The following is a 14,381-nucleotide window of genomic DNA, read 5'->3' as shown; positions in this document are numbered from 1 at the left end:
CCGAAACCTGACAGTTACTGTCAGGCTACAGCCGTTTGAAACACTCGTAACAGCCCAGAACTTGAAACCGCTCCGCGATTTTGATCTGGTGGAACCAGTGGTCGAGCCCCCGTGCCACTGCGTATGCACGACGACACGACGAGGTATCTCCCGTGACGATCGCAGCAATCGAAGAGTCCAAGCAGAACATTGCCGACGCGACCCACGAGCTGCTGCTCGAGGCGGACCGCGTTCCCGACCCCCGGCACCAGGCGTGCCTCGACGAAGTCGTACTGCTGAACGCGCCGGTAGCGCGGTCGATCGCCTCCCGGTACCGCAGCAAGGGCGTCGACCCCGACGACCTCGAACAGGTCGCGTACCTCGGCCTGGTGAAGGCCGCGAACGGCTACCGCCTGGACGCCGACACCGCGTTCCTGTCGTACGCCGTACCGACGATCCGCGGCGAGCTGAAACGGTACTTCCGCGACTGCGCGTGGACGATCCGCCCACCGCGACGGGTGCAGGAGATGCAGGGCAGCATCGCCGCCGCCGAACCCGAACTGATCCAGCGGCTCGGGCACGTACCGAGCGACGAGGAGACGGCGGAGGCGCTCGGCACCGACGCGTCCGAGGTCGCCGAGGCCACGTCCGTCCGCGGGTGCTTCAGCACGCTGTCCCTGGACGCGCCCGGTACGGCCGAAGGCGTGGCGAGCCTGATCGAGACGGTGGCGGACTCCGAGGACGGGTACGACCTGGTCGAGAACGTGCACACGCTGACGCCCGCGGTGGCGAACCTCGGCGACCGGGATAAGCGGATCCTCCAGCTCCGGTTCTGCAACGGCTTCACGCAGGAGGAGATCGGCCAGGAGCTCGGCGTCAGCCAGATGCACGTGTCACGGCTGCTGCGCGGCATCCTCGACACCCTTCGTTCCGACCTCGCGGACACCGTTTCGCGGTAGCGTCGCGGGTGTGGACTTCGAGGAGGCGGCGGATGCGGTCTACGCGGCGCCGGCGGCGGACTTCATTGCTACTCGCAACGAGCTCGCCAAACAGCTGAAGGCCGACGGCGACCCGCTCGGGTCGACCCGGCTGAAGGCGCTGCGCAAGCCGACGGTCGCGGCCTGGGTCGCGAACCTGGTCGCCCGCGAGCTGCCCGACCAGCTCGACGACCTGCTCGCACTCGGCGACGAGTTCCGCGAGGCGACCGCCGACTTGGACGGCGACCGGCTGCGCGAGCTGACGCCGAAGCGCCACCAGGTGCTGGACAAGCTGGCAAAGGACGCGGCGAAGCTGGCCGCCGACCAGGGGCAGAAGCTCAGCGCCGACGTCGCCCAGAAGCTGCGCGAGACGCTGAACGCCGCGCTGATCGATCCGGCGGCGGGTGACGCGGTCCGCGAGGGCCGGCTGAGCAGTGCGCTGCGGCATGTCGGGTTCGGCGTTGTCGACGAGAACGGCGAACCGTCGAACGTCACGCCGCTCACCGACGAACGGCGCGAGGCCGCGCGGGACCGGCGCAAGACGCAGCAGGCCGCGGAAGCCAAGGCGGCCAAGGAGCCTGAGGAGCCCAAGGAAACTGCCGCGGCGCGCAAGAAGCGCGAGGCCGAGGAGCGGGAACGCGAGAAGCAGCGAGAACGTGAGGCGGCCGAGAAGGCCGAGGCCAAGCGGGCTTTCGAGGCCGCGGTTGCGGCGGCGCAGGAGGCCGAGGCGAGAGTCGAGGAGCTCGACAGCCAACTCGACGACGCCCGCGAGGCCCTCGCGGAGGCGCAGGCCCTGGTACACCGCCTGGGCACGGAACTGGACGAGGCACGACGAGCAGCCCGGGAAGCGCAGAAGGAAAGCCGGGAAGCCCGCAAGCACTACAACAGGCTGTAGTTACTCGCCTGGCAGCGGCAGCAGGTAGCGGCCGGGGTTGGCCGGGGCTCCGGCGTCGAGCCAGCGATGGAAGCCGTCGGGGTTGCGGCGTTCGAACTCGTCCAGGCAGATCCGGCGTACCTCGGCGACTGCCTGGCGGTCCCGCGGGCCGGCGCCGTGTGCGAGCTGGGTCGCGGTCTCCGACCACACCCCGCAGAGCTCGGCGATCGTGAGCGGGCACTGCAGCGACGCGATCAGCCGCTCGTCCTCGGCGAGCCGCGCGTCGGTCAGCCGCTCGAGTCGTCGCTGCTTACGCGAGGGACGGACGTGCGGTTCCCGGTCGGGTACGACGAGGTCGATCAGCACGAACAACAGCGCGAGAGTCAACGCCGCGGCCAGACCGAGCGCGCCCCACGCGAGCAGCCGCACCAACCCGGGCAGGCACAGCACCGCGCCCGCCGCCGTCGCCGCGACCAGCGGCGCAGAGCCGTACGGCGCGTCGTCGGTCACGTGCCGAACCACCGACGCCAGCGGCCAGACCAGCACGAACACCACGACCAGCAGAATCGATGCGGCGAGCGGCCCGAGCAACAGCACGCCGGCCATCGCGCCGGCGGTGCCGACCCCGAGGCCGGCCGCGACGCCGACCCGTCGCGCGACCCGCGAAAGGTGCTTCACCACAGCTCACTCACCGTCACCACACCCCACAGCGTCCCCCTCCCCTGAAGAACGGACAACCCCTCCGCCCGGTTCCCGGAACCTGCCGGGTGATCTGTTCAACTCGTGGTCGCTGCTGTCATCGAGCCGCGCTTCGGTGATCATGGATGAGATGAGGACCTTCGCCGAACGCGTCCGCGGCCTCGCCCCGGCCCCGTGGGAGCACGACGCAGAGCTGCTCCGCGGTCTGTACGACGCTCAGCTGGGCAGCCGGCACGCCGACCTGGCGGCGCGCTGGATGCAGTCCCAGGGCACCGGCTTCTACACGATCGGCTCGGCCGGCCACGAGGGGAACGCGGCCGTCGCCGCCGCAGTACAGCCGACCGACCCGGCACTGCTGCACTACCGCTCCGGGGCGTTCTACCTGACCCGCGCGGCGCAATGCGGCTCGAAGGAGGGCCTGCGGGACATCCTGCTCGGCGTCGCGGCCGCGACCAGCGAGCCGATCGCGGGCGGTCGGCACAAGGTGTTCGGCCGGCACGAGCTGTCGATCATCCCGCAGACGTCGACGATCGCGTCGCACCTGCCGCGGGCGATGGGCGTCGCGTTCTCGATGAACCGGTCCGCGAAGCTCGGCGTACCGTCGCCGTGGCCGCACGACGCGATCGTGGTGACGAGCTTCGGCGACGCGTCCGCGAACCACTCCACCGCGACCGGCGCGATCAACGCGGCGCTGCACGCGTCGTACCAGGGCCTGCCGATGCCGTTGCTGTTCGTCTGCGAGGACAACGGGATCGGGATCAGCGTGCGCACCCCGGACGGCTGGATCCGGCAGGCGTACGGTTCCCGGCCCGGCCTGCGGTACTTCGACGCGGACGGCACGGACCTGGACGCGGCGCTGTCGATGGCGCGTGAAGCAGCAACCTTCGTACGCCGGAACCGCCGGCCCGCGTTCCTGCGCTTGCGGACGGTCCGCCTGCTCGGACACGCGGGCTCCGACGTCGAGACCGCGTACCGGTCCCCCGCGGAGCTCGCCGCCGACGAGGAGCTGGATCCGCTGCTCGGGACGGCGCGCTACCTGCTCGGGTCCGGCTACACCGCCGACGAGATCGTCGAGCTGTACGAGGACAAACAGGCCGAGGCGCTCCGGATCGCGGCTGAGGTCGCGGGCCTCCCGCAGCTGACGTCCGCCGAGCTCGTCGCCGCGCCCCTCCGTTTCCCGTCGGCAGACACCGTCGCCGCGGCGCTGCCTCGGCCCACTCCGACCACCGAACCGTTGACGCTCAGCCAGTCGATCAACCGCGCTCTGAGCGATGTGCTCAGTTCCTACCCGGAGGCGATGGTCTTCGGCGAGGACGTCGGCCGCAAGGGCGGGGTGTACGGCGTGACGCGCGGGCTGCAGAAGGCGTACGGACCGGCGCGCGTGTTCGACACGCTGCTCGACGAGCAGTCGATCCTCGGGCTCGCGCTCGGCGCCGGCGTCTCGGGACTACTGCCGATCCCGGAGATCCAGTACCTCGCCTACCTGCACAACGCCGAGGACCAGCTGCGCGGCGAGGCAGCGTCGCTGAAGTTCTTCTCACAGGAGCAGTACGCGAACCCGATGGTGCTGCGGATCGCCGGCTACGGCTACCAGAAGGGCTTCGGCGGTCACTTCCACAACGATGACGCGATCGGCGTACTCCGGGACATCCCCGGGATCGTGATCGCGTCGCCGTCGCGGCCGGACGACGCAGCCGGGATGCTGCACGCGTGCGCGGCGGCCGCCCGGGCCACCGGCGCGGTGAGCGTGTTCCTGGAGCCGATCGCGCTCTACCACCGGCGCGACCTGTACGCCGACGGCGACGAGCAGTGGCTGACGCCGTACGCCGGTGAGCCGGTGCCGATCGGGCGCGGCCGGACGTACGGCGACGGTACCGAACTGACCATCGTGACGTTCGGGAACGGCGTACCGATGAGCCTGCGGGTGGCCGCGCGGGTGCCGGGGATCCGGGTCCTCGACCTGCGCTGGCTGGCGCCGTTGCCGGTCGAGGATCTGTTGCGCGAGGCAAACATCACCGGGCGGGTGCTGGTCGCCGACGAGACCCGGCGGACCGGTGGTGTCTCCGAAGGGGTGCTCGCCACCCTGATCGACCACGGGTTCGCTGGGCGGCTGGCGCGGGTGACGAGCTACGACTCGTACGTCCCACTCGGCGCGGCCGCGCACGAAGTTCTGCTGGGCGAGCAGACCATCGAGGAAACCGCGCGCTCGATGCTCAGCTGAACAGGCGCTGCCAGATCGACTTCTTCCGGGGCTTGTTCTCGACCGGTCTGGACAGCGGTTCGCGGGGCGGGCGCTCCATCCGCCACTGGGCGATCACGGCGTCCTCGTTCACCGGGCCGGTCGGCACGACCGGGCCGGTGGTGTCGCGGATCGCGACCCGGATGCGCTGGTTCAGATCGGCCAGGTATTCCCGGACTTCGGACTCGCGGCGCATTCCGCGGACCTTCTCGTGGATCTGCTGCTTCTCCTTGCGCAACTGCATCGCCGACGGCAGCAACGCGTCGGTCTCGATGTTCTCCCGGCGGATGAAGTCCTTCACCCACCAGTCCGGGTCGTGGCCCTCGGCCAGCCGCAGCGGTTTCCCGGCTCCGGCCAGGTTGTCGAACTCGCCGGCGTTCTGGGCCCGCTTGAGCTGAGCCTCGACCCAATCCTGGGTCTTCATGCCGGGTGGCTTGCGCTCGGTCATCTCCCGCACCTCGCTCGTCGAGTGCTTCGAAGTATCAGAATACTGGCTTGTGAATGCGATCACAAGGCATACTCGAAGGGTGCTGACCGACGAAGACATCGCGGCGATGACGCCGCAGGAGCGGCGAGAACTGATCCTGCGGCTCGCACCACGCCTGGACGGCTTGCCGTCCAGACGAACGATCGAGCGAATCCGCAAGTGGCGGACCGTGCTGATCACGCTCTGCGTGATCGCGCTGATTCCCTGGACGGTGTACCTCGCGGTCACCTTGCCGAACCACTACGTCGCGCGGAACTGGGTCGCGACGTGGGTCGGATTCGACATCCTGCTGCTCACGATGCTGGTCCTGACCGCGATCGGCGGCTGGAAACGCAAGCAGTTCGTGTTCCCGACCGCGTTCGCGTCCGGGGTACTGCTGATCTGCGACGCCTGGGTCGACGTGATGACCAGCCAGCGCGGCGGCGACCTCACCCAGGCGCTGCTCAGCGCGCTGCTGGTCGAACTCCCGCTCGCGTTCGTCCTGATCGCCGGCCCGCTCCGGCTGCTCCGCATCATCGCGGTCCGGCACGGCATGATCCACCCGGACTCGCACCTGTGGCGGATGCCGATTCCGATCCCCGACCTGTACATCGACCACAAGATCCCGCCTTCGCTCTAGGGTTGGAGACCCCACAACCTGGAGGTAAGCCGTATGGCGCGTGAGGTGCTGTCCGTGGTCGGTGGCGAGCGAGTGGCGGAAGCGGTACGGCGTACAGCGTCGACGAATCCGGCGCGGCTGGACGAGGTCGTCGGGACAGTCGGCAGCGCCGGGCCGGACGTGTTCGTCCGGGCGGCCGCAGCGGCCCGGGACGCCGCCGCGCAGTGGTCCGCGACGCCGGCGCCACAGCGCGGTCAGGTGATCTCGAATGTCGGCCGGCTGATGACGCTCAACAAGGAGCGCCTGGCCGCGCTGGTCACGCAGGAGATCGGCAAGCCGCTGGCCGAGGCGCGCGGTGAGGTCCAGGAGATCATCGACACCTGCGACTTCTTCCTCGGCGAAGGCCGCCGGCTGTACGGGCAGACGGTGCCGTCGGAGATGCCGGACAAGCAGCTGTTCACGTTCCGCCGTCCGGTCGGGACGGTCGCGGTCATCACCGCCGGGAACTTCCCGATCGCCGTCCCGTCCTGGTACATCGTCCCGGCGCTGCTCTGCGGCAACACGGTCGTCTGGAAGCCGGCGGAGTACTCCGCGGTCGTCTCGGACGCGTTCTACGAGATCTTCGCGCATGCCGGCGTACCGGCCGGGGTGTTCAACGTCGTGTACGCCGACGGCCCCGACACGTTCACGGGCCTCGAGCAGGCGTTGCGGGACGGACTGATCGACAAGGTCGGCTTCACCGGGTCGAGCGCGGTCGGCACCCGGATCGGCGAGCTGTGCGGCCGGCAGCTGCAGACACCGTGCCTGGAACTCGGCGGCAAGAACCCGATGATCATCGCGTCGGACGCAGACCTGGAGCTGGCCGTCGAGGGCGCGTTGTTCTCCGGCTTCGGTACGGCCGGCCAACGCTGCACCTCCTTGGGTACGGCGATCGTGCACCGCTCCGTGTACGGCGAGTTCCTCGACCGATTCGGGGCCGCCGTCGGGGCGGCGGTGATGGGCGATCCGACGCGGGACGTGCTGTTCGGGCCGCTGCTGGACGAGAAGTTCGCGGCCGGGTTCGAGAAGTCGCTCGGCTGGATCGTGGCACACCACCGGGTGATCGGGCGGACCGGGCGGGTGACCGCGGACAACCCGCGCGCGGGGTTCGTCGGAGATCCTGCGGCCGGGTTGTTCTACCACCCGACGATCGTCGCGGACGTGCGTGCGGACGACGAGCTGTTCCTGAACGAGACATTCGGGCCGATCGTGGGCGTCATGCCGTACACCACCCTGGACGAAGCGATTGCTTTAGGCAACAAATCTGGGTACGGCTTGTCGAGCTCGATCTACACGACCGATCCGCAGCAGGCGTTCCGGTTCGCGCAGGGCATCTCGGCCGGGATGGTGAGCGTGAACAACTCGACGTCCGGGGCCGAGGCGCATCTGCCGTTCGGTGGGAACGGGAAGTCGGGCAACGGGTCGCGGCAGAGCGGGATGTGGGTGCTCGACCAGTTCACCCGCTGGCAGTCGCTGAACTGGGACTACTCGGGCAAGCTGCAGAAGGCGCAGATGGATACCCAGACGGTAGAGGCCGACCTGTCGTACGAGCTGCCGTGACGGCGATCGGCCTCCCGCGCGCCGCCGACGTCGTGGTGGTGGGTGGCGGGGTGATGGGGACCAGCATCGCCTTTCACCTCGCCGAGGCCGGGGTCCGGGACGTGCTCTTGCTGGAGAGGAGTCAGCTCGGCTCCGGCTCTACCTGCAAAGCGGCGGGCGGCGTACGAGCGAACTTCTCCGACGAGGTGAACATCGCACTCGGCGCTCGCAGCTTGGAGGCGTTCGCGCGGTTCGGTGAGCGTCCGGGGCAGGAGATCGATCTGCATCAGGTCGGCTACCTGTTCCTGCTGGAGACGGCCGAGCAGGTCGAGCATTTCCGTGAGAGCACGAAACTGCAGAACACGGTGGCCGCGCACCTTCCGCCGACCCGGATGATCTCCGTCGACGAGGCTGTCGAGCTGGCGCCGATCGTCGTACCGGACGGTCTGGCCGGTGCCTGCTTCTCTCCGAGCGCTGGCCACTGCACGCCGGAATCCGTCGTACTCGGCTACGCCACTGCCGCCCGTCGGCTCGGTGCCACCTTGGTCACCAACTGCGAGGTGGTCGGGATCGATGCTGTTGGCAACCAGATCTCGAAGGTCCGTACGCCGCGCGGTGAGGTGCGGACCGGGACCGTGATCTGCGCCGCGGGAGCCTGGTCTGCGCGGGTTGGTGAGCTGGTCGGAGTGGAGTTGCCGGTGGTGCCGTTGCGGCGGCAGATCGTGGTCACCGAGGCGATCGCCGGGTTGCCGACCCGCTTGCCGATGACGATCGACTTCGGTACGACGTTCTACTTCCACCGCGAAGGTCCCGGGCTGCTGGTGGGCATGTCGGACCCGGACGAGCAGCCCGGGTTCGACGTCAGCCGCACAGACGAGTGGATCCCACGACTCACCGCCGCGATGGAGCGTCGCGCACCGGCACTGCTCGACGTCGGCCTGACCGGCGGCTGGGCCGGGCTGTACGAGGTCACCCCGGACCACAACGCGCTCATCGGCGAGGCGGCCGGAATCTCGCGCTTCCTTTACGCGACAGGGTTTTCCGGACACGGTTTCCTGCAAGGTCCCGCGGTCGGCGAGGTGATCCGCGACCTCTACCTCGGCCGCGAGCCGTTCGTCGACGTCAGCCCACTGAGCACCGACCGCTTCCGCTCCACGATCCGCCCCGAGCGGAACATCGTCTAGTGGTGCTGCCGCCAGACGCTCGGATCACACCACTCGGGGTCGATGCCGTGCTGGATGCAGTACTGGCGGAGGAGTTCGTCCGAGGTGGACGGTTGAACGGTCGGCCTGGTCGGCTTCGGTGACGGCGGTCTCGTCGTGGTCCGGGTGGGCTTGGGAGTCGCTTTGGTCCGGTCGGTTGTCCTGCTCGCGGTGGGCTTCCGGGTCGGCTTCGCCGGTTTCACGGTCGGCGTGACGATCGTGCTCGGTACGAGCGGTGGCGTCACAGTCGGCGGCGGTACGACGGGACTCGTCGAGCTCTCCGCGACGCTCTGGGTCGGCTGGGTTGTCTTCTCGGCGAACTTCACCGCCGCGGAGTCGTCCGAGTCGCCGTCGAACAGGCCGATCGCGGACACCGCCCAGATGTTCACGCCGGCGAAGACGAGCAGCGCGGCGGCTCCGGCGTACACGGCACGGCGGGAGGGACCGCCGTACCGGCCGACGGGGCCGAGGACCGGCTTGCCCTTCCCGTTCACCCAGAACTTCCAGCTCGGCGGGGCCGGTGGCCAGGACGGGTCCGGCTGCCAGGTCTTCGGCGGGATCCAGTTGCGCCGCGGCGGAATCGGCCAACCCGGCGGTACCACGAACCGCTTCACGACAACTCCTCCGCCGCCATCGACAGGACCCCGACACCAGGCCAACGACACAGACCCCACGCGGGCTACTTACGGCTTCGGTACAACCTGCGTGTCGGCTGGCTTTTTCGATCAACCTACGCCGGCCGGGGGTTAGATCACCTCCGTCAGCAGCCGGGTCAGGTCCTCGCCGAAGGGACGGTCCGCGTCGATCGGGGGTACAACGTCGTCGACCGCTTGGATGAGTGGTTGTAAAGCCGGTGGCACCGGGCGGTTCGAGAGCGCGAAGGCTTGGCGTACGGCGAGGAGCTCGCAGGCGGTTGCCGCGCGGGTGAGGCGGATGGCTTCGCCGAGGTTGCCGACGGCTTCCCAGGAGAAGGTCTGGACGTCCTCCTGCCCGTTGGACGTCTCCGTCATGCTGATTGCCGTGGGCAACGTCAGGCGGCGGAGCTGGTGGGTGATCGCGACCGCCCGCTTGTGGACGGCCACCAGCCCGGCCTGCGGTCCGGGATCGCGGGCGAGCTGCGCCGGCAGGCCGGTGACCGTGGGGTCGAGGAGGCGGTGGAGGCGAGCAGTGGAGACTTCCGCGGCGTGGGCGAGCGCTACGGTCAGGTGGTCGCAGTACGCCGTGAGATCGAGACCGTGGAAACCCGCGGTGCCGACGTATTCGCCATCCAGGTAGGCCGGTGAGTCGGTGACGCCCTCGAACGCGCGCTCCACCGCGTCGTCGAGTTGCTCGAGGGTTCGCCGTACGTGCGCGATCACGTGTCCCGCCACGCGGAACGAAACCGGCGCCTGCAAACTCCGCGGCTCCCGCTCGGGACCGGCCCACTCCCGCAACCGCGCGAGCTCGGCAGCCAGCACGTCGTCACCCCGCCCGGCCGCCACGTGGTACGGATCCCGATTGGCCCCCACCACAGCAATCGCCCCAGCCGCTACAGCCGTCAGCCGATCCACCAACCGCCGCCCCCGAGCAACCCCAAGCCCCGCCCGCCCCGCCGCCCCCGGAACCCCCGCCAGCAACGCAATCCCTTCCTTAGCCCCCAACTCAAACCCCGGCAACACCCCCCTCGCAGACCGCAACACGGGCCCCCACGTCCCACCAACCCCCTCCGTCGCCACCTGACCACCGCCCGGTCGAGAGGCCCCCGCCCCAACCCCACCGGACGCAGAACCCTCCGCACCCCAACCGGGCGCAGAACCCTCCGCATGCCCCGCGGGCACAACACCCTCCCCGCCCCCAGCGGCTCCGGCAGAGGCAACACCCGCCGCGCCGCCGCGGGCGGTAGGACGGGGCAGTTCGTAGACCCAGCCGAGGCCGATGAGGGGGCTGGTTGCGTGGGCGAGGGGGATGATTTCGCCGGCGGAGCCGGCGCCTTCGAGGGGGATGGCGGGGACGTAGTTGCTGTTGATCAGGGCAACCAGTTGGTTGATGAGGGCGACGGAAACGGCGGCATCGCCGGTGAGGAAGGTTCTCAGCCGGCCGATCAGGACTGCGCGGGCTTCGTCGGGTGGTAGCCACGGTGGGCCGCCGACCGCCCGGCCGCGGAGCAGGTTGTGCTGATGGCGCGCCTGCTCCTCGAGGGTCAGACGGCGTTTGCTGAGATTGCCCATACCGGTATTCACGCCGTACACGGGGTCCCCCGATTCCAGCACCTCCAGGGCTTCGGCGCGGATCGCCGCCAGCCGTTCCAGGAGGGCAGGAGCCAATTCGATCGGCTCCCAACTGGCGGGATCGAGGTCGCGAGGTTCGGTGATCATCAGTGGAAACGCAACATCGTGCCGGCGTCCGCAGCTTCGGCGCGGGTGAGGATCAGGTGCGCGATGGCGACGTCGAGGAGCGACAGACCACGATGCCAGAAGAGATTGCGTTCGGCGTCGGATTCCCGCCCCGGCCTCTGTCCCGCGACGATCTGCCCGATCTCGGCGTACAGCGTTTCCGGTGACAGCCGGCCGGTGTCCACGTGCCGGCGCAGCGCACCGAAGCGGCCGGACTGCGCCTCGCGCCAGTCGTCCACGACGACCTTGTCCATCACGTCGAGGAGGTCCAGCTCGACCGCGGATACCGTACCGTACGGTATGGTCAGCGTTCCCGGCTTGACCGCCGCGGTGCGGAGCAGCGGTTCGGGTTCGGTGAGGCGGGTCGCCTCGACCAGTACGTCGGCGCCGTCGAAGGCCTCCTCCGCGGTCGCGCACACCCGGATCGGCGTCGACAGTTCCTCCGCGAGCTCGGCGGCGAACTTCTCCCGCGATTCCGGCCGCGCCGACGTCACCCGGATCTCGTCGAGGTCGAAGAGGTCGTCGAGCATCGTCACGTTCCACCACGCCGTACCCCGAGCACCCGCGTGCGCGAGGATCTTGCTGTCCCGGCGGGCCAGGTGCCGCGCGCCGACCGTCGTCATCGCGCCGGTCCGGGCCGCGGTGATCATCGTCGCATCGAGCACAGCGAGCGGCACGCCCGTCGTCGGGTCGAACAGCGTCGCCATCGCGAGCTCGCTCGGCAGACCCTTCAGGTCGCCGACCACCTTCACTCCGCTGACCCCGTGCGCACCTAGCCCGTCGAGATGACCGCGCAGGATGTTGAAGTGGCCGATGCCGCCGTTGTCCGGCGTGAGATGCACCCGCGGCTCGAAGGCGGTACGACCCAATCCGTGCTCGCGGACGGCGTCCTCGACCGCGTCCACGATCTCCAGCCGCGTGAGGCCGAGCGCGTCGATGTCGGGGCCGCTCAGAAAACGCAGCCAGATTCCGTCAGGCACGCGCGGGCTCCTTCGGTTGCCGTCGGTCGATACTTAAGTTTCGCCCGGCGACCGTACGGTCGAGGCATGGGGTCGATGACTGGGACGCCGGAGCGCACCGTGATCGGGCATTCGACCGGCGAAAAGGTGCTGCTGTTCGGTGGGCTGCCGCTGCTCGGGCTGGTGCTCGGATTCTTCCTGCCGCGGTTCGCGGACTGGGCCGCGGGCCGGCAGTGGGTGCCGTTCCAAGGTCCTGTGCGGCTCATCTCGCAGTGGAACGGGTGGTGGGTCGTCGCGATCTGCGTGGCGGTCGGCCTGATCGGTGGCGTCGTACTGGCCGCGATGGCGCTCGACGACACCTTGAAGGTGACGATCAGCAGCCACTCGGTGGACTTCTCGAAGAACCAGAAGACCGTGACCGTACCGCGGTCGAAGGTGTCGGTGGCGTTCCTGGACGGCAAGGAGATCGTCCTGCAGGACGCGACCTCGCGGGAGCTGGCCCGCGAGAAGCACGACCAGCTGAAGTCCGAGGCGCCGAACATCGCGGTCGCGTTCCGGACGCACGGCTACCCGTGGTCGGACGCCGGCGATCCGCACGCGTCGGAGTTCCGCCGCTGGATCGAGGACGACCCGGACCTGCCGCCCGCGGCCAACGCCGTACTCAAGGTCCGCTCGAAGGCGTTCGGCGACGGTGACAAGGGCAAGGCCGACCTGCGCGAACTCCGCGGCGAGCTGGCCAACCTCGGCATCACGGTGAAGGACCGGGACAAGAAGCAGTATTGGCGAGCCTGTTAGGCGTCGAGCAGGTCGAGTACTGCGTCGGCGTACGCCTGCTCCGCGTCGGGTGAGGTGTAGGTGGCTTCGCCGACCCTGACCTGGAAGCCGTCGCGGGTGGCTTCGAGCGATCTGAAGTGCGGGCCGAGGAGGGCGCGGAGCTGCTCCTCGCGCGGGAGCCAGATCACCTCGCGCTGCTCGATGCTGTCCAGGGCCCATTCGGTGGTGCCGTTGAAGCCGATCACCTTGCTGCCCTGGTAGTCGTGCACCTCGACGGTCATGTCGCTCACCACGAACACGTCGTCGTCCATGTCCCGGTCCGGTACGACGAAACGGTCCCCGGCCGCCGGTGTCCACAGCACCCCGGCCTTGCGCAGTCGTCCGGCCTGCTCGATCGTGATCACAGTTCCATCCTCCCCACGGCACGCAAATACCGCAGGTCCGCGCGAGCCGCCACCACCGAGCTGCGGCTCGCGCGAAGAGTGGTCAGCGGTGCAGGGCGGTGCGGAGTTCTTCGGCGCGGTGGGCGATCCGGTCGCGGCACTCGGTGGTGAGCGGCAGGTCCACCAGGGCGCTCGCCTGCAGGTGGCTGAGCCCGAACTCCGAGCGCAACAACCGTACGGCGGCCGGACGGTCGGCGGCGGAACGCAGTACCGCTGCCACCTCGTCGCGACGCTCGAACGCGGCCAGCACACCGTCGTAGATCTCCAGCTGGGTGTACGCGGACCGATCGGGCTCGGTGGTCGGGTGCTCGGTGCGTTCGGTGCGTACCACCTGGCGCCACAGAGCGGGTACGGCGAGCCGTGCGCGGGTGTAGCGCCGGGTCAAGGGCTGTGCGTAGGTCATGGTCATTTCTCGATCCCCCAAGTGATCAATCTGCAGCGGCCACCGCGTGTGGTTCACGCGGCGGGCACTTCGTACCGGGCGTGGTGATCGCCTCGAAGTGCCAGGGTTCGTTGTCGTACCGGCGGCAGATGCCGTACCGCCAGCCGTTCTTGTCCAGCCACGCCATGGCGGCCGCCGGCGCGATGTCGACGGCCTTGCCCTGGACGTGCGCGGAGTACTTCGGGGGCAGCACCCAGCGGGTCGCTGCCTTGTACGAGCCGTACTTCTCGATCGCCGCGTTCAGCAGCCGCTGCTGTTTCGCGGCGCTGCGCTTGCCGGAGTTGATCCGGATCGGGATGCCGGCGGCTTTGGCGGCGGCGAACGCCTTCTTCAGCCGGGCCCGGAGCTTCGGGGAGAGCGCGTCGATGTTCTCCTCGCGCGGGACCTGCACGGACTGCTCGGTCGGCTGCTCGGTGGGCTTCTTGGTCGGCTTCTTGGTCGGCGTCGTGCTCGTGGGCGTCCGCGTCGTACGGCGGGACGCGGTCGGCGTCGGTACCACCGTGGCGGGCGGCTCGCTGATCGCGGGCGCGCCGACCGTCGAGACCACCGGGACCTTGTCCGCGCCGAGACCGAGGGCGTCGCCGACCTGCTGGTGCCACAGCAGCAGTGATCCCGCGACCGCACCGACCCCGACCACGCCGATCACGGACAGCAACCGCGTCCGTGCCGCCCCGCTCCGGCGCGGCAGCTGGTCCTCACTCATGGGGTACAGCCTTTCTGATCAGGGCAGTCGACGCATCGGTCCCAGGGACTGTCCT

At 69.4% G+C, this 14,381-nt stretch carries 15 protein-coding genes; 7 read left to right on the top strand and 8 right to left on the bottom strand.

Features of this window, described 5'->3' with window-relative positions:
* Window positions 1-152: 152 nt before the first annotated feature.
* Complete coding sequence (locus tag FB475_RS19745; protein ID WP_141857689.1) at window positions 153-938, top strand: sigma-70 family RNA polymerase sigma factor; 786 nt, start codon at window positions 153-155, stop codon at window positions 936-938.
* 10 nt (window positions 939-948) lie between these two features.
* Complete coding sequence (locus FB475_RS19740; protein ID WP_141857688.1) at window positions 949-1,851, top strand: hypothetical protein; 903 nt, start codon at window positions 949-951, stop codon at window positions 1,849-1,851.
* Here the strand turns inward: FB475_RS19740 and FB475_RS19735 are convergent, their stop codons facing one another.
* Window positions 1,852-2,508, bottom strand: a complete 657-nt coding sequence (locus FB475_RS19735) for a hypothetical protein (RefSeq protein ID WP_141857687.1) — start codon at window positions 2,506-2,508, stop codon at window positions 1,852-1,854.
* A 151-nt stretch (window positions 2,509-2,659) separates the two neighbouring features.
* On the opposite strand from FB475_RS19735, the gene FB475_RS19730 reads away from it, so the two are divergent.
* Complete coding sequence (locus tag FB475_RS19730; RefSeq protein WP_238332241.1) at window positions 2,660-4,750, top strand: thiamine pyrophosphate-dependent enzyme; 2,091 nt, start codon at window positions 2,660-2,662, stop codon at window positions 4,748-4,750.
* On the opposite strand, the gene FB475_RS19725 is transcribed toward FB475_RS19730, so the two are convergent.
* The gene (locus FB475_RS19725) at window positions 4,743-5,216 is read right to left on the bottom strand and encodes a DnaJ family domain-containing protein (RefSeq protein ID WP_141857685.1); all 474 of its coding nucleotides are present in this window, start codon (window positions 5,214-5,216) and stop codon (window positions 4,743-4,745) included. The two genes, FB475_RS19730 and FB475_RS19725, sit on opposite strands and share 8 nt — an antisense overlap.
* Before the next feature lie 79 nt (window positions 5,217-5,295).
* Between FB475_RS19725 and FB475_RS19720 the strand changes: the two genes are divergently transcribed.
* The 3 genes from FB475_RS19720 to FB475_RS19710 are packed head-to-tail and all read left to right on the top strand — an operon-like array spanning window position 5,296 to window position 8,615.
* Complete coding sequence (locus tag FB475_RS19720) at window positions 5,296-5,874, top strand: hypothetical protein (RefSeq protein ID WP_202878370.1); 579 nt, start codon at window positions 5,296-5,298, stop codon at window positions 5,872-5,874.
* A gap of 33 nt (window positions 5,875-5,907) precedes the next feature.
* The gene (locus FB475_RS19715; protein ID WP_141857684.1) at window positions 5,908-7,452 is read left to right on the top strand and encodes an aldehyde dehydrogenase family protein; all 1,545 of its coding nucleotides are present in this window, start codon (window positions 5,908-5,910) and stop codon (window positions 7,450-7,452) included.
* A complete protein-coding gene (locus FB475_RS19710) occupies window positions 7,449-8,615 on the top strand; it encodes an NAD(P)/FAD-dependent oxidoreductase (RefSeq protein ID WP_238332240.1) in 1,167 nt (388 codons plus the stop codon). Before FB475_RS19715 ends, FB475_RS19710 begins: the two co-directional genes overlap by 4 nt.
* Here FB475_RS19710 and FB475_RS19705 read toward each other — a convergent pair.
* The 3 genes from FB475_RS19705 to FB475_RS19695 form a co-directional block, all read right to left on the bottom strand.
* Window positions 8,612-9,247 (bottom strand): hypothetical protein, encoded by a 636-nt coding sequence (locus FB475_RS19705; protein WP_141857683.1) that lies wholly within the window; start codon window positions 9,245-9,247, stop codon window positions 8,612-8,614. The two genes, FB475_RS19710 and FB475_RS19705, sit on opposite strands and share 4 nt — an antisense overlap.
* Before the next feature lie 132 nt (window positions 9,248-9,379).
* Window positions 9,380-10,987 carry an aromatic amino acid lyase gene (locus FB475_RS19700; RefSeq protein WP_238332239.1) on the bottom strand — a complete coding sequence of 536 codons (1,608 nt, stop codon included), beginning with the start codon at window positions 10,985-10,987 and terminating at the stop codon, window positions 9,380-9,382.
* Window positions 10,987-11,985 carry an ornithine cyclodeaminase family protein gene (locus FB475_RS19695; RefSeq protein ID WP_141857682.1) on the bottom strand — a complete coding sequence of 333 codons (999 nt, stop codon included), beginning with the start codon at window positions 11,983-11,985 and terminating at the stop codon, window positions 10,987-10,989. The genes FB475_RS19700 and FB475_RS19695 overlap by 1 nt, the downstream gene beginning before the upstream one ends.
* Before the next feature lie 66 nt (window positions 11,986-12,051).
* On the opposite strand from FB475_RS19695, the gene FB475_RS19690 reads away from it, so the two are divergent.
* Window positions 12,052-12,759: a YqeB family protein gene (locus FB475_RS19690; protein WP_238332238.1), complete on the top strand. Its 708-nt coding sequence runs from the start codon at window positions 12,052-12,054 to the stop codon at window positions 12,757-12,759.
* Here FB475_RS19690 and FB475_RS19685 read toward each other — a convergent pair.
* From FB475_RS19685 to FB475_RS19675, 3 genes are all read right to left on the bottom strand, one after another.
* The gene (locus tag FB475_RS19685) at window positions 12,756-13,142 is read right to left on the bottom strand and encodes a pilus assembly protein CpaE (protein ID WP_141857681.1); all 387 of its coding nucleotides are present in this window, start codon (window positions 13,140-13,142) and stop codon (window positions 12,756-12,758) included. The genes FB475_RS19690 and FB475_RS19685 overlap by 4 nt on opposite strands.
* 82 nt (window positions 13,143-13,224) lie before the next feature.
* Window positions 13,225-13,590: a hypothetical protein gene (locus FB475_RS19680; RefSeq protein ID WP_141857680.1), complete on the bottom strand. Its 366-nt coding sequence runs from the start codon at window positions 13,588-13,590 to the stop codon at window positions 13,225-13,227.
* Window positions 13,591-13,609: 19 nt separating this feature from the next.
* Entirely contained in the window at window positions 13,610-14,326 is a 717-nt protein-coding gene (locus tag FB475_RS19675) for a M15 family metallopeptidase (protein ID WP_141857679.1), read from the bottom strand.
* Window positions 14,327-14,381 lie beyond the last annotated feature (55 nt).

The sequence above is a fragment of the Kribbella jejuensis genome, from assembly GCF_006715085.1.
Classification (GTDB): Bacteria; Actinomycetota; Actinomycetes; order Propionibacteriales; family Kribbellaceae; genus Kribbella; species Kribbella jejuensis.
Note: the sequence above shows the minus strand (reverse complement) of the source record. Positions and strands in the feature narration are given on the sequence as shown.

Coding starts and splice junctions, on each gene's coding strand:
- FB475_RS19730 (WP_238332241.1), top strand. CDS start 2,660: ATGAGGACCTTCGCCGAACGCGTCCGCGGCCTCGCCCCGGCCCCGTGG.
- FB475_RS19725 (WP_141857685.1), bottom strand. CDS start 5,216: ATGACCGAGCGCAAGCCACCCGGCATGAAGACCCAGGATTGGGTCGAG.
- FB475_RS19715 (WP_141857684.1), top strand. CDS start 5,908: ATGGCGCGTGAGGTGCTGTCCGTGGTCGGTGGCGAGCGAGTGGCGGAA.
- FB475_RS19700 (WP_238332239.1), bottom strand. CDS start 10,987: ATGATCACCGAACCTCGCGACCTCGATCCCGCCAGTTGGGAGCCGATC.
- FB475_RS19690 (WP_238332238.1), top strand. CDS start 12,052: ATGGGGTCGATGACTGGGACGCCGGAGCGCACCGTGATCGGGCATTCG.
- FB475_RS19680 (WP_141857680.1), bottom strand. CDS start 13,590: ATGACCATGACCTACGCACAGCCCTTGACCCGGCGCTACACCCGCGCA.
- FB475_RS19675 (WP_141857679.1), bottom strand. CDS start 14,326: ATGAGTGAGGACCAGCTGCCGCGCCGGAGCGGGGCGGCACGGACGCGG.